Consider the following 25832-nt stretch of genomic DNA (forward strand, 5'->3'; position numbering starts at 1 on the left):
CATGGCCGCCGAGGACGAGACAGGGACCGGGGCCGGGGCCGGGCCGAGCCGGGGCGCCGCGCTGGCGAGCACCTACCGCCTCCAGCTGCGCACCCCCGCCTCGGACCCCGACGGCCGAGGCTTCACCCTGGCCGACGCCGAGGAGCTCGTGCCCTACCTGGCCGACCTCGGCGTGGGCGCGGTGTACCTCTCGCCCGTCATGACCGCCACTCCCGGCTCCACCCACGGCTACGACGTCGTGGACCCCACCACCGTCTCGGCCGAACTCGGCGGGATCGACGCACTGCGCTCCCTTCGCGCGGCGTGCCGGGCCCACGAGCTGGGCCTGGTGGTGGACATCGTCCCGAACCACCTCGGTGTGGACGAGCCGGCCGCCAACCCGTGGTGGTGGGACGCGCTGAGGCGGGGCCCCGACTCGCCGCACTTCTCGTTCTTCGACTTCGACACCGAGGAGGCGAACGGGGCCGACGGCAGGATCGCGATCCCCGTCCTGGGGACACCGGACGATGTGGCGGACCTCGTCGTCGTCGCCCCCGGAGACTCGCCCTCCGGCGAGGCCGAGCTGCACTTCTACGACCACCGGTTCCCGGTGGCCCCCGGCACCGGGGACGGCACCGCCCGCGAGGTCCACGACCGCCAGCACTACCGGCTCGTCCACTGGCGCGAGCCGCTGCTGGGCTACCGGCGGTTCTTCACCGTCACCGGGCTCGCCGGGCTGCGCCAGGAGGACCCCGAGGTCTTCGAGGCCACACACGCCGAGGTGCGGCGCTGGTGCGAGGAGGACCTCGTCGACGCCATCCGCGTCGACCACCCCGACGGACTGTCCGACCCGGTCGGGTACGCGCGGCGGCTGCGGGCACTCGCCGGCGACGACCGCGTCCTGCTGGTCGAGAAGATCCTCGCGCCCGGTACCGAATCGACCCCGCCCGAGGTCCTCGAACCCGCCATGCCCGTCGACGGCACCACCGGCTACGACGCCCTGCGGTTCATCGATCAGCTGCTCGTCGACGCCTCCGGCGAGGCCCGGCTGTCCGAGCTCGCCCGGCGGTACACCGGCGACCCCGGTGACGAGGAGCAGGTGCACGCGCAGTCCGCCGAGGTCAAACGGCAGATCGTGGCGGAGGACCTGGCGCCCGAGCTCGCGAGGTTGGCGCGCGCGGTTCGTCGCGAGGTGGCGGTCGGGCTGGACGGCCCGGCGAGCGACGACGTCGACGAGGCCGCCCTCCGGGAGACGCTGATCTCCGTCGTCGCGCGCACGCCGTACTACCGGGCCGACTACCCCGTCCTGCGCGGCACCCTGCCCACGATCCTGGGGGGACTGCGCCGCGACCGGCCCGAACTGGTGCCCGCCCTGGGGCTCGTCGCCGCAGCACTGGCCCGCGGCGGCGAGGCCTCGACCCGGCTGGCGCAGGTCACCGGCGCCGCCACCGCCAAGGCCGAGGAGGACCGGCTGTTCTACCGGCTCGCGCGACTGGTCTCGCTCAACGAGGTCGGCGGCTCGCCCGGCCGGATGGGGATGCCCGTCGAGGCGTTCCACCTCGCCATGGCCGAACGGGCCCGCTCCACCCCGCTGGCGATGACCGCACTGAGCACCCACGACACCAAGCGCGGAGAGGACGTCCGCGCCCGGATCTCGGTGCTCTCGCAGCTCCCCGACGAGTGGGCCGACCTCGTCACGCGCGTGTTCGACGAGTTCCCGCCGCCCGCCGAGGACGCGGGCTACTTCCTCCTCCAGGTGATCGTGGGCGTCTGGCCCGAGCTGGGCGGGCCCACAGACGACCTGCGGTCGCGCCTGCACGACTACGCCGACAAGGCCCTGCGTGAGGCCGCCGTGCACACCACCTGGACCGATCAGGACGCCGACTTCGAGTCCGGTGTGCACCGGTGGATCGACACGCTGATCGACTCCGGCGGCGGGCTGCTGGGGCCGTTCGTCGAGCGCATCGCGCCGGCGGGCCGGGACAACTCGCTGGTCGCCAAGGCCGTGCAGTTGCTCGGCCCCGGCATCCCGGACGTCTACCAGGGCACGGAGGTGTGGGAGGACTCGCTCGTCGACCCGGACAACCGCCGGTTCGTGGACTACGGGCCACTGCGCTCCGGCGCCGTCGCCCGTGCGGGACACCCCAAATTCGTGCTGGTGCGCGAGCTGCTGCGGTTGCGGCGGGCGCACCCGGAGGCCCTGACCGGCGGGGCGTACGTGCCGCTGCCCGTGCAGGGTCCGGCCGCCTCGGACGTGGTGGCGTTCACCCGGTCCGTCGACGGCCGGCCGACGGTCGGGATGATCGCGCGGCGGCGCACCGCGGTGCTGCCCGCCGGGGAGTTCACCGGGACCGTGGTGCTGCTACCGCAGGGGACCTGGTCCGTGCGCCCGGGCGGGACGCCGATCTCGGGCCGCGTCGATCTCGGCGAGCTACTGAGTGAGTCGGCGGTCGTGGTGATCGCCCGCGAGGACGGCTGACCGGCAGACCTGCGGGGGCGTGGCCCTCAGTTGCGGGGCCCTCAGTCGCGGGGGCCTCAGTCGCGGCCCAGCAGTCGGTCGGTCTCGCGGCGCTCCCGCTTGGTGGGCCGCCCGGCTCCCCTCTCCCGCCGCGGCTGGGAGGCCAGGACCTCCTTGGGCGGCGGCGGGGGCGAGTGATCGATGTAGCAGGTCGCGGCCACCGGCGCACCGACCCGCTTGTTGATGGTCGTCACCACCTCGAGGATGCGGACACGCCCCAATGCGCCGGTGACCTGCACGCGGTCGCCGGGAACGACGGGCTTCGACGGCTGCACCGCCTCGCCGTTGACCTTGATGTGCCCACCGCGACAGGCGGCCGCCGCCTTGGTCCGCGACGGGAACAACCGCACCGACCACGTCCACGCGTCCACCCGAACACTCATGGGGCCGAGGATAGCTGTGGCCGCCAGGGGCGCTTGAAATTCACCGATCCGTGTGCGATCCACCGATCCGGGTGCGGGTGGGGCTGGCGAGGCGGCGGTGGCAGCGCTGGCGGCTACAGCCCCTGCCAAGCCCGCCTGGGGCCCGTGCGAGACTGGGCTCACACTTTGGAACGAGTTCCCCTGGAGGGCCCATGACCGACGCCGCCGCCACGCTGGAGCAGCTCCTCGACGACCGCTACAGCTGCCGCGGATTCACCTCCGAGCCGGTCCCGGAGGAGACGATCGACCGGATCTTCCGGATGGCCCAGCGCACGGCGTCGTGGTGCAACTCGCAGGCCTGGCAGGTGGAGCTGGTGACGGGGCGGGCCACGGCGGCGTTCGGCAAGCATCTCACCGACCATGTGCTCTCCAACGACATGCGCTCGGATTTTCCCGCCCCGGAGCGGTATGACGGTGTGTATGGCGACCGCCGCCGGGCGAGCGGCTTCGGGCTCTACTCGGCGCTCGGCATCGAGCGGTCTGACACGGACGCCCGGCTGCGTCAGATGCTGGAGAACTACCGCTTCTTCGGCGCCCCGCACGTCGCGGTGATCACCTCGGACGCGGGCCTCGGCACGTACGGGGCGGTGGACTGCGGTGGTTACGTGTCGACGTTCCTGGCGGCCGCCACGTCGCTGGGCGTCGCCACATGCGCCCAGGCAGCGATCGCTTTGTACTCGGATGCGGTCCGCGAGCACCTGCAGATCCCCGAGGACCGCCTCATCGTCTGTGGGATCGCATTCGGCTTCGCCGACGCGGACCACCCTGCCAACACGTTCCGGGCCGAGCGCGCCGACCTGTCCGACGTGGTGCGCCGCCACGGTTGATCCGGGCTCGGCTGCGGCGGGCTCGCCTGATCCGGGCTCGGCTGAGCCGTCGCCGCGACTGCGCCCACCCGGGCCGCAGCCGGATCAGCACGGCTGGCGTCAGTACAGCTCGCGCTTCTGATCGGGCTTGCCGGAGATGGCCTTGCGGACCTTGTTGCCGTTGTAGATCGCCACGATGGCGGCGAGGATCGCCACCACGGTGAAGAACGAGCTCGCGAACAGCGCGATCGGCAGCGACACGGCCGTCACGCCCAGAGCGATAGCGGTGGTGCGCGCATCCTTGCGGACCTGCTGCTTCTGCTGTTCGATCGAGTTCGGCTGGTAGGGCTGCATGCTCATGTAGTCAGGATTCCACATCCCGGCGAACTGCCGCGTTCTCGGTGGTGGCCACCCCTGCGGTCTCCCACTCGACCCCGCCGGAGGTGCGCGCGGCCAGGATCGGCCCGACCACGTCCAACTCCCCCGCCACGGTCAACCGCACGCGCCGGCCGTAGTCGACATCCATCACCCGGGCCCCGGCGGAGCGCAGTGCCCCCTCGAGACCGCCGGCCACCGAGTGGTCGACCTCGGCCGTCCACGCGGGGGTGCGGGTCACCTCCGCCACGCGACGGTCCCGCCACGCGGCGTCGACCGCCCCGGACACCGCCGCCGAGTAGGCCCGCGCCAGCCCGCCGGTGCCCAACTTGGTGCCGCCGAACCACCGGACCACGACCGCGCACACCCCGGTCAGGCCACTTCCCCGCAGCACGTCCAGCATGGGTGTCCCGGCGGTGCCGGAGGGCTCGCCGTCGTCGTTTGACCGCTCGATTCGGCTGGCGCCGGGAACGTCCACGATGAAGGCACTGCAGTGGTGGCGAGCCGACGGGTGCGCGGCCCGGAGTTCGGCGATCAGGGCGCGGGCGTCCTCCTCGTCGTCGCACCGTCTCAGCACGGCCACGAACCTGGAGCGTTTCTCCTCGTACTCCCCCGTCACGTCCGGTCCGGTGGTGAGCCGGAGCACGCGGGGCGGGGAGTCTGTCATGGCTCCAGTATCGCCGTCGGTCGTCGAGGGGCGCAGTTCGGCCTGCGGGCGTCGTTCGCCCCTCCCCGCGGCGGCGCGTTTTCCCTACGCTGGGCGGTGTGACCTCACCGAGCCAAGCGACCCCGCCCGACACGAGCGCGACCGCCACGACCGTCCCCGCCGGCGCCGACCCGCGCGACGAGATGTTCTCCGTCTGGGCGCCCGGGGCCCGCGCGGTGGGGTTGGTGCTGGACTCCCCCGACGCCGACCCGGTCCCGATGCGCCGCGCCCCGGGCGGCTGGTGGACGTCCGGCATCCCCCGGGAGCAGGGCAGGGACTACGGGTTCGTGGTGACCGGCGACGACGACGAGGTCAGCCCGCCGCGGCCCGACCCGCGGTCGCCGCGTCAGCCGAACGGGGTCCACGGGCTGTCTCGGGTACACCGCCTCGAGGAGTCCCGCTGGACGGACCAGGCGTGGACGGGACGGCAGCTGCCCGGATCGGTGATCTACGAGATGCACGTGGGCACGTTCTCGGCCGGCGGGACGCTGACCAGCGCGATCGAGCACCTCGACGAGCTGGTCGAGCTGGGCGTGGACATGGTCGAGGTGATGCCGCTCAATGCGTTCAACGGCGAGTACGGCTGGGGCTACGACGGGGTGGCGTGGTTCGCGGTGCACGAGCCGTACGGCGGGCCGGACGCGTTCCAGCAGTTCGTCGACGCCTGCCACGCTCGAGGGCTCGCGGTGTGTCTGGACGTGGTCTACAACCACCTGGGGCCGTCCGGGAACTACCTGCCCGAGTTCGGGCCGTACCTGTCGGCCGCGGACGGTCCGTGGGGGTCGGGGCTCAACCTGGATGGTGAGCACTCGGGCGAGGTGCGGCGCTACATCATCGACAACGCGCTGCGCTGGTTCGACGAGTTCCACGTGGACGCGCTGCGGTTGGATGCGGTGCACGCGCTGCACGACGCCTCGGCCGTGCATCTGCTGGAGCAGCTGGTGGTGGAGGTGGAGTCGCTGGCGACCCATCTCGGGCGGCCGCTCTCGCTCATCGCCGAGTCGGATCAGAACGATCCGCGGACGGTCACCGCGCGTGAGGGTGGCGGCCTCGGGCTGGACGGGCAGTGGGACGACGACGTGCACCACGCCGTCCACGCCGCCGTGTCGGGGGAACGGCAGGGCTACTACGCCGACTTCGGGTCGCTCGAGTCGCTGCGACAGGTGCTCACGGGTGCGTTCCTGCACGCGGGGACGTTCTCGACGTTCCGCGGGCGCGTGCACGGGCGGCCGCTGGACGTGGGCCGGGTGCCGGGGTCGCGGTTCGTGGCCTACACGCTGACGCACGACCAGGTGGGCAATCGCGCGGCCGGCGACCGGCCGTCGATGAACCTCACGCCGCAGCAGCAGCTGGCCAAGGCCGCCATCGTCCTCTGTTCGCCCTTCACCCCGATGCTGTTCCAGGGTGAGGAGTGGGGCGCGCGGACGCCGTTCTGCTTCTTCACCTCGCATCCCGAGCCGGAGCTGGCCGAGGCTGTGCGTGAGGGCCGGACCCGCGAGTTCGCGGCGATGGGCTGGGATCCGGAAACCGTGGCGGACCCGCAGGATCCGGAGACGTTCCGTCGCTCGGTGCTCGACCGCACGGAGCAGGCGGCCGATGAGAACGCCGAGATCCTGCGGACCTACCGGGCCCTCATCGCCCTACGGAAGGCCGAGCCCGAGCTCAGCGACCCGTGGCTGGGCTCGGTCCGGGTGGACTGCGGCGTGGAGGCAGACGACAACCGCTGGCTCGTGGTCCACCGCGGGTCGCTGGCGCTGGTGGTGAACCTGGGCACCGAACCGTCGCGGGTCCCGCTGACCGGCGAGGCGGTGTTCGCCTCGGGCGCGGTCGCCGACGACGACTCGGTGTTCTGCCAGGCGTTCGGCTTCGCGGTGCTGCGGACGCGCTGAGACGACGTCACGGTGGACGCCGCCCGCGCGTGAAATCAGGTCAGGTCAGGTACTCGTACGCCGCGGTGCCCGGCTCGAGGCGCTCACAGTCGATGCGGGAGGCGTCCATGCGCTCGAGCAGCGAGTGCAGGCCGGTGGCCGAGCCCAGCTCGATGCCCACGAGCGCGGCGCCGTACTCGCGGTTGTTGCGCTTGAGGTACTCGAACTGCGTGATGTCGTCCTCGGGCCCCAGCACCTCGTCGAGGAAGCGGCGCAGCTGGCCCGGCTCCTGCGGGAACTTCACCAGGAAGTAGTGCTTGAGTCCCTTGTGGACCAGGGAGCGTTCGATGATCTCGCTGTACCGCGAGACGTCGTTGTTGCCACCGGAGACCAGGCACACGACGGTGGCGCCCTCGTCGATCTCGAGCTGCTCCAGCGCGGTCACCGCCAGTGCCCCGGCGGGCTCCGCGATGATCCCCTCGTTCTGGTACAGCTCCAGCATCTCGGTGCACACCGCGCCCTCGTCCACGGTGAGGACCTGGATCCGCTCTGTCATCGAGGAGATGACGCCGAACGGGAACTCGCCCAGCCGCGCCACGGACGCGCCGTCCACGAAGGTGTCGACGGTGTCGAGGGTGACCGGCTCCCCCGCCTCGAGCGCCCGGGTCAGAGACGGGGCCCCGGTGGGCTCGACGGCGATGATCTTGCAGTCCGGCGCGTATTCGGCGAGGTAGGTCGCCAGCCCACCGACCAGCCCGCCACCGCCGACGGGGACCACCACGGCGTCGGGCGTCTCGTCGAGCTGGGCGAGGATCTCGGCGGCGATCGTTCCCTGTCCCGCCATGGTGTCGGGGTGGTCGAACGGCGGCACCATCGTCGCGCCGGTGCGCGCGGCGTCAGCTCGCGCGGCGGTCTGGGCGGCGTCGAAGTTCGTCCCCGTCACCACGAGTTCGACCGAGTTCCGCCCGTGCGCGAGGATCCGGTCGCGCTTCTGCTTGGGCGTGTTGGTCGGCACGTAGATCCGCCCGTTGATGCCCAGCACCCGGCAGGCGAAGGCCACGCCCTGGGCGTGGTTGCCGGCGCTGGCCGTCACGACGCCGGCACTGCGCTCGTCACTGTTCAGCTGCGCCATGAGGTTGTAGGCGCCGCGGATCTTGTACGAGCGGACGTCCTGCTGGTCCTCCCGCTTGAGCAGGATGTGCGCGCCGGTCTGCTCGCTCAGCCGCTCACTGACCTGGAGGTCGGTGCACCGGACCACGTCACCGATCCGGCGGGCGGCGGCGTCGATGTCGTCGGGGGTGACGACCTGGGTCGTGGCGGAATCGGTGACGGTCACAGCCACCAGTGTCCCACCGCGCCCACGATCACCGTCAACCCGGTCAGCCCGTGAGGCAGCCGGGGCCGAGCAGCGCCTTGAGATCGCCCATCAGCGAGGACGAGGTCTCGACCCGCAGGTGGTCGTCGAGCCTCAGGACGGTCGACGAACTGCCGTTGACCAACCGCAGGTGCACGTCCGACGGTCCGGGGTGCCGCCCCAGGACCTGCTTGAGCGCTGTGACGGTCTCGATGGTGCACATCCGCGTCGGCAGCGTGAGCGCCAGCGGAGCCCCGTTGCCACCGACGACCAGGTCGGGCACCTCGAGGGTGTCGCCGAACACCGAGACACGGTCCTCACGGATGTTGATACGGGCCTTCACCAGGACCACCGCGTCCTCGGCGATGTCCATCGCCGCGAGACGGTAGGTCTTGGGGAAGAACAGGACTTCGACACTGCCGTTGAAGTCCTCGATCGTGACGATCGCCCACGGCTCGCCGTTCTTGTTGACCCGCCGGTCGACGCCGGAGATGATCCCGCCGATCGTCACTGCGGTGCCGTGGGCGAGCTCGCCCTCGTGGATCGTGGCGATGGTGGTGTCGGTCTTGGCCTCCAGGGCGGCCTCGAGCCCGTCGAGCGGGTGCCCGGAGACGTACAGGCCCAGCATCTCGCGTTCCAGGGCGAGCTTCTGCTTGATGTCCCATTCCTCGTCGGGGACCCGGACGGCGAAGACGTCGCCGAAGCCCGAGTCGGCCTCGGCGTCGTCTCCCCCACCGAAGAGGTCGAACTGCCCCACGGCCTCGGCCTTCTTGGTGGACATCACCGATTCCACCGCGTCGGCGTGGACCAGGAACAGGCCCTTGCGCGGGTGGCCGAGCGAGTCGAAGGCGCCGGCCTTGACGAGCGACTCGGTGACCTTCTTGGTGCAGGCGGTCTGGTCGATCTTGGCCAGGTAGTCCGAGAAGTCGCTGAACTCACCCTTGGCCTCACGGGCCGCGACGATCGAGTCCACCACCTGGGCGCCGACGTTGCGCACCGCGCCCAGTCCGAAGCGGATGTCGGTGCCCACCGAGAGGAAGTTGGTCCGCGACTCGTTGACCGACGGCGGCAGGACCTTGATGCCCATCTGGCGGCAGTTGGACAGGTACAGGGCGGCCTTGTCCTTGTCGTCGCCGACGGACGTGAGCAGCGCGGCCATGTACTCGGCCGGGTAGTTGGCCTTGAGATAGCCGGTCCAGAAGGAGACGAGGCCGTAGCCGGCCGCGTGGGACTTGTTGAACGCGTACGAGGCAAAGGGCTCGATGGTGCCCCACAGTGCGTCGACGGCGTCCTTGGAGAAGCCCCGTTCGAACATGCCGCCGGAGAACTTCTCGTACTCGGCGGCCAGCACCTCGGCCTTCTTCTTGCCCATGGCCTTACGGAAACCGTCGGCCTCACCGGCCGTGTATCCCGCGAGTTCGCGGGAGATGGCCATGATCTGCTCCTGGTACACGATCAGGCCGTGGGTCTCGCCGAGGATCTCCCGGAGCGGTTCCTCGAGCTCGGGGTGGATGGGCACCAGTTCCTGCTTGCCGTTCTTGCGGTCGGCGTAGTTCCAGTGCGTCCCCATGCCCATCGGCCCGGGTCGGTACAGGGCGAGGGCGGCCACGATGTCGTTGAAGCCGGTGGGCTTCATCCGCTTGAGCAGCTCGCGCATGCCGCCGGAGTCGAGCTGGAACACGCCGAGGGTGTCACCGCGGGCGAGCAGCTCGTAGGTGGCGGGGTCGTCGGTGCTCAGGATGTCGAGGTCGATCTCCTCGCCCCGGTTGAGCTTGATGTTCTCCAGGCAGTCGCCGATCACCGTGAGGTTGCGCAGGCCCAGGAAGTCCATCTTGAGCAGACCGATGTCTTCACACGACGGGTAGTCCCAGCCGGTGATGATGGCGCCGTCCTGGGCGCGCTTCCACATGGGGATCACGTCGAGCAGCGGCTCGGAGGACATGATGACCGCGCAGGCGTGCACGCCGGCCTGGCGGACCATGCCCTCGAGCCCGCGGGCCGTGTCGTAGATCCGCTTGACGTCGGGGTCCGTCTCGATGAGCTGACGGACCTCGGCGGCCTCACCGAAGCGCTCGTGCTTGGAGTCGGTGATCCCGGACAGCGGGATGTCCTTGGCCATGATCGGCGGCGGCAGTGCCTTGGTGATCCGGTCGGCGATCGCGTAGCCGGGCTGGCCGAAGTTCACGCGCGCGGCGTCCTTGATGGCGGCCTTGGTCTTGATGGTGCCGAACGTGATGACCTGGGCGATCTTGTCGGCGCCCCACTTGTCGGAGGCGTAGCGGATCATCTCGCCGCGACGGCGGTCGTCGAAGTCGATATCGATATCCGGCGCCGACGGACGCTCGGGGTTGAGGAACCTCTCGAACAGCAGCCCGTGCTCGATCGGGTCGATGTTGGTGATCTTCAGCGCGTACGCGACCAGGGCGCCGGCGGCCGAGCCTCGGCCGGGTCCGACCTTGATACCGATGGAGCGGGCGTGCTCGATGAGGTCACCGACCACCAGGAAGTAGCCGGGGTAACCCTTGCCCTTGATGACCTCGAGCTCGAACGCGGCGCGGTCGAGATACTCCTGCGGGACGCCGTCCGGGAACCGCCACTCCAGACCCTTCTGGACCTCCCTGGCCAGCCAGGTGTCCTCGGTCTCGCCGTCGGGGACGGGGAACTTGGGCATCCGGTCCTTGGGGGCCCAGATGTCGTCGTACGGCTGGACGCGCTCGGCGATCCACAGGGTGTTGTCGCAGCCGCCGGGGACTTCGGTGTCCCACTGGGCGCGCATCTCGTCGGCGGACTTGAGGAAGTAGCCGTCACCGTCGAACTTGAAGCGGTTCTCGTCGGCGAGGGTCTTTCCGGTCTGCACGCAGAGCATGGCCTCGTGGTAGTGGGCCTGCTCGCGGGTGACGTAGTGGCAGTCGTTGGTCACCAACGGCGGCATCCCCAGGTCCTTGCCGAGCGTGAGGAGGTCCTCGCGGACCCTGCGCTCGATGTCGATCCCGTGGTCCATCAACTCGAGGAAAAAATTGTCCTTGCCGAAGATCGACTGCCACTTCTCCGCGGCCTCGTAGGCCTCCTTCCTGTGGCCCAGGCGCAGCCGCGTCTGGATCTCACCGGAGGGGCAGCCGGAGGTGGCGATGATCCCCTCGGAGTGCTCGGCGAGGATCTCGGCGTCCATGCGCGCCCACTTGCCCAGCTGCCCCTCGTAGGAGGCCAGCGAGGACAGGCGGAAGAGGTTGCGCAGGCCGGTGGCGTTCTCGGCGACCATCGTCATGTGGGTGTACGCGCCGGAGCCCGCGACGTCGTCGCTCTTCTGGTTCTTCTCGCCCCACAGCACGCGCTTCTTGTTGAACCGCGACTCGGGGGCGACGTACGCCTCGATCCCGATGATCGGCTTGATGCCGGTCTTGACGGCCTGCTTGTAGAAGTCCGACGAGCCGTACATGTTGCCGTGGTCGGTCATCCCGACCGCCGGCATGCCGAGCCTGGAGGCCTCCGCGAACAGCGGGTCGATCTGCGCCATCCCGTCGAGCATCGAGAACTCGGTGTGATTGTGCAGATGCACGAACTGGGATCCGCCCACGCAGCATTCCTCCTACGACTTGTCCGGCCCAGTGTAGGTCGGATCCCCGACAGTCCCCGAAACCCCAGCGCGAGCCGAGCGTGGCTGCCTGCCGGCCAGCGTGAATGCGATCACCGCGACCCAGATGAGCGCGAACCCGACCCACTGCACGGCGTCGAGCCGCTCGCCCACGACGAGCAGTCCCCAGGCCATCTGCAGCACCGGGACGATGTACTGCAGCATGCCCACGGTCGCCAGCGGGATGCGCTGCGCGGCCACGGCGAACAGCAGCAGCGGCACCACGGTGACGAGCCCGGCGGTGGCCAGCAACACCGAATGCCCGGCGCCGTCGGTGGTGAACGTGCCCGCGCCGGTCGCACCCAGCCACAGCAGCAGGGCCAGCGCGAACGGGGCGATCACCAGCACCTCGCCCGTCATCCCGATCACCGGGTCAACGCGCAGCTTCTTCTTGAGCACGCCGTACATGCCGAAGCTCATCGCGAGGATCACCGAGAGGTACGGGAAGTGGCCGTATCCGGCGGTGAGGACCCCGACGGCGACGACGGCGAGGGCCACCGCGAGCCACTGTGGGCGATTGAGTCGTTCGCGGAACAACAGGACGCCCAGCAGGACACTGACCAGCGGGTTGATCGTGTACCCGAGGGCGGCCTCGGTGACGCGTTCGGAGTTCACCGCGTACACGTACACGCCCCAATTGGCGGTGATGAAGACGGCGGCCCCGCCGATCCGGGCCCACGAGACGCGGTCGATGGCCCACAGTTCGCGCCAGCGCCGCAGCACGGTGAGCACGACGGCCATGACGACGAGCGACCACACGATCCGGTGGCCGACGATCTCGACGGCCCCGGCGGGTTCGAGCAGCGGGAAGAACGCGGGGAAGAACCCCCAGAGGGTGTACGCGGCGATGCCGGCGACCATCCCGCCGGCCACCGACTTCTCGCTGTTGCTCACCCGCCGGCTCGGCCCCTCGCTGCTCACCGGCGCAACCCTAGCCAGGCCCCGGATCGGCCCCGCATGTCGAGCCCTTTTGGGGGTGGGTGCCGTCGGTGGGCGCGCGGGGCTCAGGCGGCCGGGACCGGGCCGTCATCCGGCAGCGGGAAGGCCGCGTCGACCTGCTGCGGCTGCAGCGGCCGGACGGCGAAGCGTTCCCATACTGCGTCCGGCGGCAGTGCTTCGACCGCGCGGACCCACGGTTGGTCGGCCACCGCGCGCAACTGCTCGGTGGTGCCGCGGGCGAGCAACCCGATGATCGCCGGCTCTCCGGCACGGATCCGCGAGACGGTGAGGGCGGCGGTGGCGGCGGCCCGCCCGGCGTCGGGCGGCTGTGGCACCCCGGGCCCGGTCGGCGGTCCGGCCTCGAGCCGCCGGGTCACCTGTTCGAGACCGCGGTGGAAGACGGGCTCGCGGCCCGACTCCCCCGCCACCGGCTCGGCCAGGGTCACCCCGGTGACGGGCATGGCGACCCCGTCGACCGGCACCTGCACGTACAGCCCCGAGACGCGCGGCAGTTCCCGGACCACGCCGACCGCCTCGGGGACCGTCCACGCCCAGCCTGCGGTCACGAGGGCCCAGCGACGGGCGTCGGGGGCGGAGGCGAGGGCCTTGTCGTCGTCGTCGTCGTCATCATCTCCGCCGGAACCCCGTGCGGCATCCCCCCCGCCGCCCGCGGTGACCAGTGAGTCGGCCGCGCGGGCGAGGTAGTCGTCGACGCGTTCGCCGTCCTCGGGTCCCAGGGCGTCGGTCATGACGCCGGGGCTCCGGGGCGGGTCGGTGCGCAGCGCGGTGAGGATCGTGACCAACGCCACCACGATCACGACCCCCACGCCGGCGATCTTCAGCACCCGCGCGGCGAGGGTCATGCCGAGCGCAGGACGTCGATCGCGTGCTGGAGATCGTCGGGGTAGGTGCTGGTGAAGTCGACGCGCGAGCCGGTGCCCGGGTGCTCGAAGCCCAGCCCCACCGCGTGCAGCCACTGCCGCTCGAGGCCGAGCCGCCTGGCCAGGACCGGGTCGGCGCCGTAGGTGAGGTCGCCCGCGCACGGGTGGTGCAGCGCGGAGAAGTGCACGCGGATCTGGTGGGTGCGGCCGGTCTCGAGCTTGACCTCGACGAGCGTCGCGGCCTGGTGCGCCTCGAGGGTGTCGTAGTGGGTGATCGAGTGCTTGCCGTCGGAGGTGACGGCGAAGCGCCAGTCCGACGAGGTGTGCCGGCCGATCGGCGCATCGATGGTCCCCGACAGCGGATCGGGGTGGCCCTGCACCAGCGCGTGGTAGGTCTTGTCGACGGTCCGGTCGCGAAACGCCCGCTTGAGCAGCGTGTACGCCCGTTCGGACGCCGCGACCACCATCAGTCCGGACGTGCCGACGTCCAGGCGGTGGACGATCCCCTTGCGCTCCGGCGGGCCGGAGGTGGAGATGCGGTACCCGGCGGCGGCCAGGCCGCCGATCACCGTGGGGCCGGTCCAGCCGACGGACGCGTGCGCGGCGACACCGACCGGTTTGTCGACGACGACGATGTCCGCGTCCGAGTACAGGACCGCCATCCCCTCGACCGGCTCGGCGACCACGGCGGGCTCGGCCCGCGGTTCGGGCATCTCGACCTCGATCCAGGACATCCCGGTGAGCTTGTCGGACTTGCCCACGGTGTGCCCGTCGAGCAGGACCTTGCCCTCGCCGGCCAGGTCGGCGACCGCGGTCCGCGAGATGCCCAGGAGGCGGGAGACACCGGCGTCGACGCGCATGCCGTCGAGCCCGTCGGGGACGGGGAAGGTGCGGACCTCACCCATCGGCGGGGTCCTTCTCATCGGCGGGGTCCTTCTCGTCGGCGGGGGCGGCGGAGCCGGCAGGGGCCTTCTTGTCGCCGGCGAGCGTCTCGGACACCCGCGAGCCGTCGAAGTCGACGTTGCGGAACACGGCCACGGCCACGACGATCACGCCGGTAACCAGGCTGGCGTCGGCCACGTTGAACACGGGCCACCAGCCGACGGCCATGTAGTCCACGACGTGGCCCTGCAGGATGCCGGGCGCGCGGAAGTAGCGGTCCACCAGGTTTCCGGCGGCGCCGCCCAGGATCAGTCCGAGGCCCCACGCCCACCACCGGGAGTGGACCCTGCGGGAGAACCACAGCAGGCCGGCCACCACGACCGTGGCGACGATGCTCAACACCACCGTGAACTCGGTGCCCATGGAGAACGCGGCGCCCGGGTTGCGCAGCAGGACCAGACGAACCGTGTCGCCGATGAGCTCGATGGGCCTCGAGTCCTCCAGGTTCGCCACGGCCAGGACCTTGGCGATCTGGTCCACGGCGACGATCAGCGCGGCGATCACCAGCATGACCACCGGCCCGCCCCGGAAGTAGTGGGGCGCACGGTTGTGAGGCGCGGGGTCGTGGGGCGCAGTGCTCGCGGGTGAGTCACCCTGTGGCGCCGCGCTGCCGGGCGTGGGCCCCGACGCGTCGGGCGGCGTCCCGTTGGTCTCCGTCATGGGCTCCAGTATCCCTGATCCGGCCGCGGGCCCGACGGCGCCGGGTGGGCGACCCTCTAGGCTCGGGGCCGTGGACCCGCGATCGACCGTCTCCCCCGGCCCCTCCCGAACCGCTCGTCGCGGTCACCGTCTCCTCGCGGCGGCGCTGGCCGTGACGCTCGTGGCCGGCACCTCCGCGTGCGCCGGGGACGATGCCGCGGACCCCGCCGACGGCGGCCCGGGCTCGTCCGCCGCAGAGGGGACGGATGCCCTCGAACCCGAGGTGACCGTCGACCCCGGTCCCGCCCCGGTCGTCGACCTCATCGACGCCGGCGAGGGCGAGCGGCGAGTCCTGGCCTATGCCCCCTCGCGCGAACCGTCGGTCGTGGCGATCACCCGCTCCGCCAACTCGCGGACCGAGGTCCCGGGAGCCGAGCCGCGCACCGACGACACCCCGGCGCAGACCCTCACCGTGGAGGGACGATCGGAGCCCGACGTCGACGGCGCGCAGCGGGCGACCGTGACCGCGCGGGAGTTCACGTCCGTGGACGAACTCCGCAACGCCCAGTTCTCCACCGCCCCCGGGTTCACCGTCACCTGGACCCGCAGTGCCGACGGCATCGTCCGGGAACTGTCGCTGGCGGCCCCCTCGGGGGCCACCGACGCCGCCCGCGCCGGAGTGGAGATCACCGCCAACGCGGTGTCGGACGCGACAGTGGCGTTCCCCACCGAGGAGATCGGCGTCGGCGCCCGCTGGACCGTCACCCGCCGGGTCGACGACGCCGTGGCCCCGACGAGGGTCACCACCTACGAACTCGTCGACGTCGATGGCGACGTCGCCACCGTCCGGTCGAGCACCACCGCTCCCGACCCGGCGGGCACCCTGGCCGCCCCGGCACCCGACGGCGGGCCGGGCGTCACCCTCGACGTGGAGTCCTACGAGGTCACCGGCTCGGGCGAGCTCATGGTGGACCTACGAGCCCCGGTGCCGGTGGGCGGAACGACCGAGTCCTCGACGCGGGCCGTCTACGTCGATCCCGACTCGGGACGACGCACGACCTACGACGAGGACTCGGTGCTGCGGTTCCGCAGCGTGGACTGACGCTGGTCAGGCCTCGCTGTCAGTCCGGGCCGACGGCGCGCTGAGGTGCGGTCAGGCCGCGGCGCACGTGGCCGGCGGCTCCAGCCCGGCGTTGGTGATGAGCGCGCAGGCGAACGCCTTCTGAAGCTGCCACTGACCACCCTGGTTGATGAACTGGGCCTGGACGTTGATGTCCTCCTGGCCCGGCTGGGAGATCACCGCGTTGGCGATGAGCGTGCCGGGGATGTCCCCCTCCGCCGCGCCGGTGATCGTCACGTCGGCGCCCTGCTCGGCCTTGAGGGCGGCGATCTGGTCGAAGATCTCGGGCGCCTCCGCGCCCCCCTCCACCAGGTCAACCTTCTCCTCCACCGGCACCGCGGGGTCGGAGGCCCGGTCGAGCAGCTGGGTCAGCTCCTCGGCGGTGGGGATAGTGGTCTCCTGGGCGCTGGTGGTGGGCGCGGGGGCTGCTGTGCCCCGGGGCCCGGGGCCGTCGTCGTCACTTCCGCAGGCGGCGAGGCCGCCCAGTGCGAAGGCGGACAGGGAGACTGCGGCGATGGTCCGTCGAAGACTCACGCGGGGTCCTTTCGTCGAGATGTGCGGCACCGGGCATGCGGTACCGAGCCGGGCATGGCTCCGGGCCGGGTCACCGGCCCAACGAACATCGATGAGCCATTGTTCCATCGTCAGCGGCCGGGATGGTTGACGCCGGGCCGCCCGCACACCACTGTGGAGCGGGTGACCAGCGCCGAGACCAGCACCGATACCCCCCACATCGTGATCTGCACCACGGGAGGCACGATCACCGCCTCGACCACGCCGGAGGGAGCGGTGGTGGCCGGGGACTCCGACCCCGCGACGCAGGCCATGCTCGACGGCCTGCGGGCGGTGCTGCCGGACCAGATCACCGTGAGCGCGCGCGCCGTGCTCGACGCCGACTCCTCCACGTTCGGCCCGGCCGAGTGGGACCTGCTGGTCGACGCGGTGGGTGACGTGCTGTCCGATCCGGCGGTGTCGGGGGTCGTGGTGACCCACGGGACCGACACCCTCGAGGAGACCGCCATCGCCCTCGATCTGCACCACGACGACCCGCGGCCCGTCGCGCTCACCGGGGCCCAGCGTCCCGCCGACCACCCCGAGGCCGACGGGCCCGCCAATCTCCTGGACGCGGTCCTGCTGGCCGCCGACCCCGTCTCCCGCGACCTGGGGGTGCTGGTGGTCCTGGGCCGGGCCATCCTGCAGGCCCGCGGCGTGCGCAAGTGGCACACGACCGATCCCGTCGCCTTCGCCCGCAACTCGCCCGAGCATCCGGTCGAGGACCTGCCCCCGGAGCTCGAACGCCCCACCCTCCCCGGCCGGGCCCGGTTCGCCGACACCCGCGTCGACGTCGTGGCGTGCCCGCCCGGCGCGGACGCGGTCGCGGTGCACGCGTGTGTCGAGGCCGGGGCGCGCGGACTGGTCCTGGAGGGGTCGGGATCCGGCAACCTGCCCCCGCTCGTCGCGGACGCGGTCGCACGGTTGGCGGACGACCGGCCGGACATCGTGGTGGTGGCGTCCAGCCGGGTGCCGCGGGGTGAGGCGACCTCGACCTACGGCGGCCCGGGCGGTGGCGCGGAGCTCGCCGCTCGTGGCGTGCTGAGCTGCGGATACCTGCGATCCGGGCAGGCCCGGGTCCTCCTGGCCGCGCTCCTGTCCACCGCGAGCAGTGCAGTCGGCGCCGACGGCGACGGTGCGGCCGCAGAGGTGCGCCGACAGTGGGGGCGCTACCACCTCTACAGCTGACGAGCAGACGTCGCCGGTTGCGGGGCTGGTGGGGTGCCGGCGGGCGTTCACACCGCGCAGGGCAGAGAGGCAGCGCGGTCAGCCGGGGGTGTGCTGGCGCCCTGCCCGCCCCGCCGCAGCCGCACGCGCCCATGGCGTCTCGCGTGCCCCGCGGCGGGGGCGAGGCGCCATCTCGAGGAGCGGCTGCAGCAGGGCCGGGCGTCGGCGGGGGCGAGGCGCCATCCCGAGGAGCGGCTGCAGCAGGGCCGCGCATTGGCGGGGCGGCGCGGGGCCGCCGGGTCACCACCCCAGGGAGTCCAGCGGGTCCGCGGGCTCGAGGTCCGGATCGTCCTCGGCGAATGTGCGCATCCGACCGGGGCCCGTCGCCGCCGTCTCGAACCGGACCGACACCCGGCCGTGGCCCGATCCCTGCACCCAGCCGTGCCCGAATTCCGGGTGTCGCACATCCGCACCCGTCTCGAAACGCCGGTGCCCGGCCTGCCGCCACGCCCCGATCGCCGGGAGTTCCTCCGCCGCCCGTCCGTCGGCCGTCCCCTCGTCCGCGGGTCCGGTCACGTCGTCGCCCGGTTCGGACTCGTCGGTGGTGACGGTGGTGCCCACCCCCACAATGTCGGGCAGGTCCTCGTCGTCGTCGTCGTGTCCCGACCGGTCCACGGGGACGAACTCCTGCTCGAACAGCGCGTCCTGGTAGTGATCGGTGAGGCCGGACACCCCCACGCCCAGCAGGCGGATCGCCCCGAAGTCGACGGGGTCCGGGGCGAGCGAGCGCGCCACCCCGATGATCGTCTCCAGCGACGTGGTGCCCACCGGCAACGTGTACGAGCGGGTGATCGAGGTGAAGTCCGAGCGCTTGACCTTGACCGTCACCGTCCGCGCCGCACGGCCGTCGGAGAGCAGCCTGCGATGCGCCGCCTCGGCCGCCCGCCGCACCGCGGCCGCGACCTGACCCGACGTCGTGAGATCGGCGGCGAACGTGCTCTCGGCGCTGATCTGCTTGGCCTCGGCCCGCTCGTGCACCGGCCGGTCGTCGTACCCCCGCGCGATCCGGGCGATCGCCGGGCCGACCGTCTTGCCGAGCGCGTGGGCCACGTCGTCGTCGTCCATCGCCGCGAGGTCACCGATGGTCGCCACCCCGAACTGCGCCAGCCGCTCCCCCGCCACCGGGCCCACACCCCACAGGCTCCGCACCGGCAACGGGAACATCACCTCGGCGTGGTCGCGGCGCGGCACCACCACCACACCGTCCGGCTTGGCCAGCTCCGAGGCGATCTTGGCGTACTGCTTGCCCGCCCCCGCCCCCACCGACGCCGGGAGCCCGGTCGCCGCACGGATGGCGGCACGCAACTCCTGCGCCCACTGTCGGGTGCGGTCGGCGTCGGCGCCCCGCAGCTCCGGCGGCTCGAGGAAGGCCTCGTCCACGGAGATCTGCTCCACGACCGGCGCGTGCTCGGCGAACACCTCGAACACCCGGCGGCTCAGAACCCGGTAGACCGGCATCCGCGGCGAGACGAACACCGCGCCCGGCCCCACCAGTCGACGCGCCTGGTGTGAGGGCATGGCCGAGCGGGCACCCTTGGCTCGCGCCTCGTAGGAACACCCCGCCACCACACCGCGGCCGCCCTGACCGCCCACGAGCACCGGCCGACCCCGCAGGGTCGGCCGGGTCAGCTGCTCGCAGGACGCGAAGAACGCGTCCATGTCCACGTGCAGGACCCAGCGATCCTGCCCGCCACCCATGACGAGCCGCCGGTCAGACCCGAGCCAGCGTCATCCGGACGCCCTCGGCGAGCTCGACCGGGTCCCCGTCTGCCGGATCCAGTGCGTCGACCACGGCGAAGTCGGTGGCCAGCACCTCGCCGGCGATGAGCTGCGCGTGACGGTCCGCCCACTCACGGCGGGCGGCCGGCACCTCCATGCGCACCCGGATGCGGTCGGAGATGTTGAAACCGGCACCGCGGCGGGCCTCCTGGATCTCGCGGATCCGGTCCTTGGCCCAGCCCTCGGCCTCGAGCTCCTCGGTGACCGTCAGGTCCAGCACGACCAGGCCGGCACCGCCGGGCAGCGCCGACGTGGACTCGGGATCGGCGGCCACGAGCCGGTGCTCGTACTCGCCCTCCTGCAGCTCGACGCCGCCGGCGACCACGACGCCGTCGGTCTCGGTCCAGTCACCGGACTTGGCGGCCTTGATGCAGGCCTGGACCTGCTTGCCCAGCCGCGGGCCGGCAGCGCGCGCGTTGACCGCCAGTTCCATCCGCCCGTGAGTGGCCACGTCGCTGGTGAGGCGCACCTCGCGGACGTTGACCTCGTCGGCGATGAGACCGGTGAACGGCTGGAGCCGCTCTGCGTCGGGCATGGCCACCGTGAGCGAGCTGAGCGGCAGGCGCACCCGCAGGTGCTTGGCCTTGCGGATCGAGGACACGGTGGAGCACACGTCGCGCACGGCCTCCATCGCCTCGACCAGGTCGGCATCGTGCGGCAGCTCATCGGCGGCCGGCCAGTCCACCAGGTGCACCGATTCCTCGCCGGTGAGCCCGGTCCACACGACCTCGCTCATCAGCGGCAGCAGCGGCGCGGCGAGGCGCATGGTGGTCTCGAGCACCGTGTAGAGGGTGTCGAAGGCGTCGCGGGAATCCTGGCCGCTGTCCTCGCCGGCCCAGAACCGGGAGCGCGACCGGCGGACGTACCAGTTGGTCAGGGCGTCGGCGAACAGGCGCAGCTCGTCGCAGGCCGCGGCGATGTCGGTGGCGTCCAGCGCCTCGGTCATGGCGTCCCGCGTCGAGGCCAGGCGGGACAGGATGTAGCGGTCCAGCACGTGCTCCGAGTCCGTACGCCAGGTGGCCCGCCGTGAGGCGTACAGCTGGAAGAAGCTGTAGGAGTTCCACAGCGGCAGCATGGCCTGCCGCACGCCCTCGCGGATCCCCTGCTCGGTCACCACGAGGTTGCCGCCCCGCAGGATCGGCGAGCTCATGAGGAACCAGCGCATGGCGTCCGAGCCGTCGCGGGAGAACACCTCGTTGACGTCCGGGTAGTTGCCCTTGGACTTGCTCATCTTGAGACCGTCGTTGCCCAGGACGATCCCGTGGGCGGCGACATGGGTGAACGCCGGCCGGTCGAAGAGCGCGGTGGCCAGCACGTGCAGCGTGTAGAACCAGCCGCGGGTCTGCCCGTTGTACTCGACGATGAAGTCACCCGGGTTGTGGGTCTCGAACCACTCCTTGTTCTCGAAGGGGTAGTGGACCTGGGCGAACGGCATCGACCCGGACTCGAACCAGCAGTCGAACACGTCCGGGATGCGGCGCATGGTGGACTTGCCGGTCGGGTCGTCCGGGTTGGGCCGGGTCAGCTCGTCGATGTACGGGCGGTGCAGGTCGGTGGGCCGGACGCCGAAGTCGGCTTCCAACTCGTCGAGGGACCCGTAGACGTCGACCCGCGGGTAGGCGGGGTCGTCGGACTCCCATACGGGGATCGGCGCGCCCCAGTAGCGGTTGCGGTTGATGTTCCAGTCGCGGGCGCCCTCGAGCCACTTGCCGAACTGGCCGTCGCGCACGTGCTCCGGCATCCAGGTGATGTGCTCGCGGTTGAGCTCGACCATGCGGTCCCGGAACGCGGTGACCTTGACGAACCACGCGGGCAGCGCCATGTAGATGAGCGGCTGACCGGAGCGCCAGGAGTGCGGGTAGGAGTGCTCGATGGTCTCGTGGCGGATCAGCCGGCCGTCGGCCCGAAGGTCGCGGGAGATCGGGGCGTTGGCGTCGAAGACGAGCTGCCCGGCGTACGGCGGGACCTCGGCGGTGAACTTGCCGTCCGGGCCCACGGGGATGACGAGCTCGATCCCGGCGGCGTCGCAGGCGTCCTTGTCCTCCTCACCGAAGGCGGGCGCGAGGTGGACGACGCCGGTACCGGACTCGGTGGTGACGTAGTCGGCCGAGAGCACCACGTGGGCACCCGCGTGACCGGCGAAGAAGTCGAACGGCGGGGTGTACCGCAGGCCCACAAGCTCGGAGCCCTTGACGGTCGTCACGACCTCCGCGTCCTCACCGAACTCGGCGGCGTAGACGCCGCGACGGGCCTCGGCGAGGACGAAGATCCGCCCGGCGAACTCACCGGAGTTGACCCGGACCACCGAGTAGTCGATCTCGGGGTGGACGGCGGCGGCGAGGTTGGAGGGCAGGGTCCACGGCGTGGTGGTCCACACCAGTGCCTCGGCGCCGTGGAACGGGCTGTCCTGCGGGGCCTCCAGGGGCAGCCCGACGGTGACGGCCGGGTCCTGACGCATCTTGTAGGCGTCGTCCAGGCGGGTCTCCTGGTTGGACAGTGGCGTCTGCTCGTACCAGGAGTACGGCAGCACGCGGAAGCCCTTGTAGATCAGCCCCTTGTCGTAGAGCCGCTTGAAGGCCCACAGCACGGACTCGGTGAAGTCGATGTCGAGGGTCTTGTAGTCGTTCTCGAAGTCCACCCAGCGGGCCTGGCGGTGGACGTACTTCTCCCACTCGTCGGTGTACTGCAGCACCGACATCTCGCAGGCGTTGTTGAACTCGGCCAGGCCCATGTCGAGGATCTGGGACTTCTCGGTGATACCGAGCTGCTTCTCGGCCTCGAGCTCGGCGGGCAGGCCGTGGCAGTCCCAGCCGAACCTGCGCTCGACCCTGTACCCACGCATGGTGCGGTAACGCGGGACGACGTCCTTGACGTACCCGGTGAGCAGGTGACCGTAGTGGGGCAGGCCGTTGGCGAACGGGGGCCCGTCGTAGAAGACGTACTCCTGCGCGTCCGCACGGTTACGGATGGACTCGCGGAACGTGTCGCGCTCGTCCCACCGCTGCAGGACCGTCTCCTCGAGGGCGGGGAACGACGGCGTCTGGGACGTGGCGCCCCCGGCGAGATCGAGCACGGGGTACGCGCTGCCGGTGGCAGCGGGCTCGCCGTCGGCGCGCTCGGTCGCTACGGGTTCGGTGCTCATCTGGGCGGACTCCTCGCGTACGGGGCCCGCACGAGTTCGCATCCGTGGGGCCGTCAGGCCTGCGCTCGGGGACGAACCGGATCGCGTCTGGCGCGTTCCGTCCGCGGTACCACCCCGTTTGGCGACGACGTGCGACGCCCACTCGTGGGTCGGGCTGTGACGGGCTCCCCCGTTCGGTTCTACTGAGCGGTCCCCGCCGTGCGGGATCCCACCGTTCTTCCGAGCACTCCCCGGTGATGGCCGGATCTCCGCGCGTCCGGCTCACGGCCGGACAGGTTCCGATATTACCCGTCGGCGCGGGCGTCCGCCTCTTCCGAGGTCGCCCGCGGCTCGCGGTCGCGCTCGGCGCGCCCCCGGACCAGGTCGACCAGCAGCAGGACCAGCCCCAGGGCCCCGACGAGGATGCACGCCCACGCCCACCCGATCTGACCCGTCGCGACGGCGGCCACGAGGAAGGCGAAACCGAGGATCGTCAGTCCTAGCGCGGCGACGAGCATCCGTGCCTCCTGGTGCTGTGCGAATCCTGGTGCTGTGCGAATCCTGGTGCTGGTCGATCTTAGGTGCTGCGCGAATCACAGGTGCCGTGCGATGGGGAAAGGGGGTCGCACCGTCGGTGGCCCCGTCCCCCACCCCGAATATACGTCGGTCCCCGCACCCTTGGGCAGGGGCGGGGACCGCATCGGTCACGCGGAGTGGATCACTCGGCGCGGTGACCGCCGTCCTTCTTTGCCGACTGGTCGGACGAGCCGGGAGCGCCGGCACTGCCGGTACCCTCGCCGGCCGCGGACGAGGCCGCCGGGCCGCCCGGGGTGGACGAGGCCGCAGTGGCCGCCGGGGCGGCCGGGGCGGCCGATCCGGTCTTGCCGAGCTCCGAGAGCTGGTTCTCCAGGTAGCTGGTGAGGCGGCTGCGGTAGTCCTTCTCGAACGTCCGCAGCTGGTCGATCCGGCTCTCGAGCACGCCACGCTGCTGGTTGATGGTGGCCATGATCTCGGTGTGCTTGCGCTCGGCGTCGGCCTGCAGGGCGTCGGCCTTGGCCTGCGCCTCCTTGACCTGCTGCTCGGACCGGGCCTGGGCGTCCTTGACGATGCCGTCGGACTTGCTCTTGGCCTCGGTGAGGATCTTGTCGGCCTCCTTGCGGGCGTCGCCGACCATCTTCTCGGACTGGGACTTGGCGTCGCCGACCAGGCGATCAGACTGGGACTTGGCGTCGCCCACCAGCCGGTCGGACTCGCTGCGGGCCTTGGCCATGAGTCCGTCGGACTCCTTCTTGGCCTCGCCGGTGAGCCGGTCGGCCATCTCCTGGGCCATGGCCAGGACGCGGGCGGCGCGCAGGTGGGTCTCGTTGTTGGCGGCGCCGTCGTCCTCGCTCTTGCCCAGCGACGGGGTCGCGGCGGCGGGAGTCGGGGTGGTCGGCGCGGCGGCCGCAGCAGGTGCGGGCGCGGGGGTCGGCGCGGGCGCCGGGGCGGCCGGCTGCTGTGCCGCACCCGAGCCGCCGGTGGCGGCGCCGGAGGACTTGCCGGACTCGTCGGCGGCCTTGCGCGCCTTCTCGAGATCCTTGGTGAGCTCCTCCACCCGCTGGCGGAGGTCCTCGTTGTCCGAGACGAGTTCCGCGAGCTCCGTCTCGACCAGGTCGAGGAACTGGTCAACCTCGTCCTCGTTGTAGCCCCGCTTGCCGATCGGCGGCTTGGAGAACGCGACGTTGTGCACATCGGCTGGAGTCAACGGCATGGGATACCCCTCGTGGTCGTCTCGGGTGCCGGCCCGGCGTTGTCGCACCGGACCCGCGACTTCATTACTACCTTAACGGTGGCCAATCTAGTCACAATCGGCCCGCGCGTCACCAGCGGCCGCAACGGGGCCTCACGCCACGCTCATCATGAGGCCACGCAGGATCACCTGGATGACGATGATGATGACGAAGAGCACCAGCACGGATAGGTCCAGCGAGATCTGGCCCAGGCGCACGGGCTTGATGACCTTCCGCAGCGCCTTGACCGGCGGGTCCGTGACGGTGAACAGCCACTCCAGCACCACGGCGAGGACGCCACGGGGGCTCCACCCGCGGGAGAACGAGGCGATCATCTCGACCACGATCCTGGCGAGGAGCATGTACCAGAAGATCTGGGTGATGATGTAGAGGACCAGCAGGATTTCACGCACGGTGTAACCCTACTGGCCCGCGACGTCGCGCCGTCACCGGCGTCCTGTCGGCCGTGGTCAACGGGGTCGGCTGCGTCAGCGCCGGAAGGCGCCGTTGACGGCGTCGCGGACCTCGGCCTCGGTGAGGTCCATGCCGGCGGGCTGCAGGAGGAAGGTCCGCTCGCGGTCGGAGACCTTCTCCATGCGGCCGTCGAGGCCGAAGACGAGTCCGGCGGCGAAGTCCACCATGCGGCGCGCATCCCCGGAGGCCATCGTCGAGAGGTCCAGCACGACGGCGCGGCCGGCGCGGAAGTGCTCGCCGAGGCTCTTGCCGTCGCCGAAGCCGCGGGGGCGCTCCACAACGGTCTCGGGCACTGTCACCAGTCCGTCCTCCACGAAGTCCTCCTCGGGCGCGAGCGCGACGGCGCCGCGGGTGGCGGGAACGCCGCGCAGGGTGGCGCGGGCCCCGGCCTCGGCGGCGTGGTAGCGGCGCGGGCGGGGAGCCGGCTCGTCGATGTCACCGCGACGCGGGGCGACCGGGCGCTCGTCGACCGGGTCGAGGTCGGCGATCCGGGCGCGGGGGGCGGGCTCCTCCAGGTACCGGTCGGCGGCGTAGCCGTAGTCATCCCGACGGTCGCGGGCGACCGGGCCGAGGTCGTCCGTCTCGTGGATGCCGCGGGGGGCACGCACGTCGTGGTGGACGGGCCGGTCGTAGTTGTCGAGGTACTCGTCGTCGTACGCCGCGACGGGCGCCATTCCGAAGTACTCCTTGAACCGGGCGATTGCGCTCATCTTCCGGGACCTTCCTGGTA

21 protein-coding genes are annotated in these 25832 nt (G+C 71.5%); 5 read left to right on the forward strand and 16 right to left on the reverse strand.

Annotation, left to right across the window (positions count from 1 at the left end; translation table 11 throughout):
- Position 1 precedes the first annotated feature (1 nt).
- Positions 2–2458 (forward strand): malto-oligosyltrehalose synthase, encoded by a 2457-nt coding sequence (gene treY, locus AC3DEV_RS14955; RefSeq protein ID WP_488372591.1) that lies wholly within the window; start codon positions 2–4, stop codon positions 2456–2458.
- Positions 2459–2514: 56 nt separating this feature from the next.
- Here the strand turns inward: treY and AC3DEV_RS14960 are convergent, their stop codons facing one another.
- On the reverse strand, positions 2515–2880 hold the full coding sequence (locus AC3DEV_RS14960; RefSeq protein ID WP_119192930.1) for an RNA-binding S4 domain-containing protein: 366 nt from the start codon (positions 2878–2880) through the stop codon (positions 2515–2517).
- Between the two features lie 191 nt (positions 2881–3071).
- On the opposite strand from AC3DEV_RS14960, the gene AC3DEV_RS14965 reads away from it, so the two are divergent.
- Positions 3072–3746, forward strand: coding sequence for a nitroreductase (locus AC3DEV_RS14965; RefSeq protein WP_120285832.1), 675 nt, complete (start codon positions 3072–3074; stop codon positions 3744–3746).
- Positions 3747–3845: 99 nt separating this feature from the next.
- Here AC3DEV_RS14965 and AC3DEV_RS14970 read toward each other — a convergent pair whose 3' ends face one another.
- Positions 3846–4085 carry a hypothetical protein gene (locus tag AC3DEV_RS14970; RefSeq protein WP_067713823.1) on the reverse strand — a complete coding sequence of 80 codons (240 nt, stop codon included), beginning with the start codon at positions 4083–4085 and terminating at the stop codon, positions 3846–3848.
- Positions 4086–4089: 4 nt separating this feature from the next.
- Positions 4090–4767 carry an IMPACT family protein gene (locus AC3DEV_RS14975; RefSeq protein ID WP_488372592.1) on the reverse strand — a complete coding sequence of 226 codons (678 nt, stop codon included), beginning with the start codon at positions 4765–4767 and terminating at the stop codon, positions 4090–4092.
- A gap of 98 nt (positions 4768–4865) precedes the next feature.
- Here AC3DEV_RS14975 and treZ point away from each other — a divergent pair, with 98 nt between their 5' ends.
- Positions 4866–6695 (forward strand): malto-oligosyltrehalose trehalohydrolase, encoded by a 1830-nt coding sequence (gene treZ / locus AC3DEV_RS14980; RefSeq protein ID WP_488372593.1) that lies wholly within the window; start codon positions 4866–4868, stop codon positions 6693–6695.
- 40 nt (positions 6696–6735) lie between these two features.
- On the opposite strand, the gene ilvA is transcribed toward treZ, so the two are convergent.
- The 6 genes from ilvA to lspA all read right to left on the reverse strand — a co-directional run bounded on the left by ilvA (position 6736) and on the right by lspA (position 15081).
- Positions 6736–8010 (reverse strand): threonine ammonia-lyase IlvA, encoded by a 1275-nt coding sequence (ilvA, locus tag AC3DEV_RS14985; protein ID WP_082923776.1) that lies wholly within the window; start codon positions 8008–8010, stop codon positions 6736–6738.
- Between the two features lie 43 nt (positions 8011–8053).
- Positions 8054–11602 (reverse strand): DNA polymerase III subunit alpha, encoded by a 3549-nt coding sequence (dnaE, locus tag AC3DEV_RS14990; RefSeq protein WP_325769904.1) that lies wholly within the window; start codon positions 11600–11602, stop codon positions 8054–8056.
- Between the two features lie 12 nt (positions 11603–11614).
- Positions 11615–12520, reverse strand: a complete 906-nt coding sequence (gene rarD / locus AC3DEV_RS14995; protein ID WP_488372623.1) for an EamA family transporter RarD — start codon at positions 12518–12520, stop codon at positions 11615–11617.
- Positions 12521–12663: 143 nt separating this feature from the next.
- Complete coding sequence (locus AC3DEV_RS15000) at positions 12664–13461, reverse strand: hypothetical protein (protein ID WP_407335900.1); 798 nt, start codon at positions 13459–13461, stop codon at positions 12664–12666.
- The gene (locus AC3DEV_RS15005) at positions 13458–14384 is read right to left on the reverse strand and encodes an RluA family pseudouridine synthase (protein ID WP_120285828.1); all 927 of its coding nucleotides are present in this window, start codon (positions 14382–14384) and stop codon (positions 13458–13460) included. Before AC3DEV_RS15005 ends, AC3DEV_RS15000 begins: the two co-directional genes overlap by 4 nt.
- Complete coding sequence (lspA, locus tag AC3DEV_RS15010) at positions 14377–15081, reverse strand: signal peptidase II (protein ID WP_488372594.1); 705 nt, start codon at positions 15079–15081, stop codon at positions 14377–14379. The genes AC3DEV_RS15005 and lspA overlap by 8 nt, the downstream gene beginning before the upstream one ends.
- 70 nt (positions 15082–15151) lie before the next feature.
- On the opposite strand from lspA, the gene AC3DEV_RS15015 reads away from it, so the two are divergent.
- Complete coding sequence (locus AC3DEV_RS15015; RefSeq protein ID WP_244200853.1) at positions 15152–16162, forward strand: hypothetical protein; 1011 nt, start codon at positions 15152–15154, stop codon at positions 16160–16162.
- A 51-nt stretch (positions 16163–16213) separates the two neighbouring features.
- Here AC3DEV_RS15015 and AC3DEV_RS15020 read toward each other — a convergent pair whose 3' ends face one another.
- Positions 16214–16714 carry a WKL family lipoprotein gene (locus AC3DEV_RS15020; protein ID WP_069389284.1) on the reverse strand — a complete coding sequence of 167 codons (501 nt, stop codon included), beginning with the start codon at positions 16712–16714 and terminating at the stop codon, positions 16214–16216.
- A gap of 162 nt (positions 16715–16876) precedes the next feature.
- On the opposite strand from AC3DEV_RS15020, the gene AC3DEV_RS15025 reads away from it, so the two are divergent.
- Positions 16877–17920, forward strand: a complete 1044-nt coding sequence (locus tag AC3DEV_RS15025; RefSeq protein WP_488372595.1) for an asparaginase — start codon at positions 16877–16879, stop codon at positions 17918–17920.
- 279 nt (positions 17921–18199) lie between these two features.
- Here AC3DEV_RS15025 and AC3DEV_RS15030 read toward each other — a convergent pair whose 3' ends face one another.
- The 6 genes from AC3DEV_RS15030 to AC3DEV_RS15055 form a co-directional block, all read right to left on the reverse strand.
- Positions 18200–19657 (reverse strand): DNA polymerase IV, encoded by a 1458-nt coding sequence (locus tag AC3DEV_RS15030; RefSeq protein ID WP_488372596.1) that lies wholly within the window; start codon positions 19655–19657, stop codon positions 18200–18202.
- Positions 19658–19670: 13 nt separating this feature from the next.
- Complete coding sequence (ileS, locus tag AC3DEV_RS15035) at positions 19671–22880, reverse strand: isoleucine--tRNA ligase (RefSeq protein WP_488372597.1); 3210 nt, start codon at positions 22878–22880, stop codon at positions 19671–19673.
- 284 nt (positions 22881–23164) lie between these two features.
- Positions 23165–23377, reverse strand: coding sequence for a hypothetical protein (locus AC3DEV_RS15040; RefSeq protein ID WP_069389112.1), 213 nt, complete (start codon positions 23375–23377; stop codon positions 23165–23167).
- A gap of 200 nt (positions 23378–23577) precedes the next feature.
- Complete coding sequence (locus AC3DEV_RS15045; RefSeq protein WP_206474311.1) at positions 23578–24609, reverse strand: DivIVA domain-containing protein; 1032 nt, start codon at positions 24607–24609, stop codon at positions 23578–23580.
- A gap of 132 nt (positions 24610–24741) precedes the next feature.
- Entirely contained in the window at positions 24742–25041 is a 300-nt protein-coding gene (locus AC3DEV_RS15050; RefSeq protein ID WP_082923774.1) for a YggT family protein, read from the reverse strand.
- Positions 25042–25116: 75 nt separating this feature from the next.
- Positions 25117–25812 carry a cell division protein SepF gene (locus AC3DEV_RS15055; RefSeq protein ID WP_488372598.1) on the reverse strand — a complete coding sequence of 232 codons (696 nt, stop codon included), beginning with the start codon at positions 25810–25812 and terminating at the stop codon, positions 25117–25119.
- Positions 25813–25832: the final 20 nt, after the last annotated feature.

This window comes from Dietzia sp. IBK-p2-15D, from assembly GCF_057773105.1.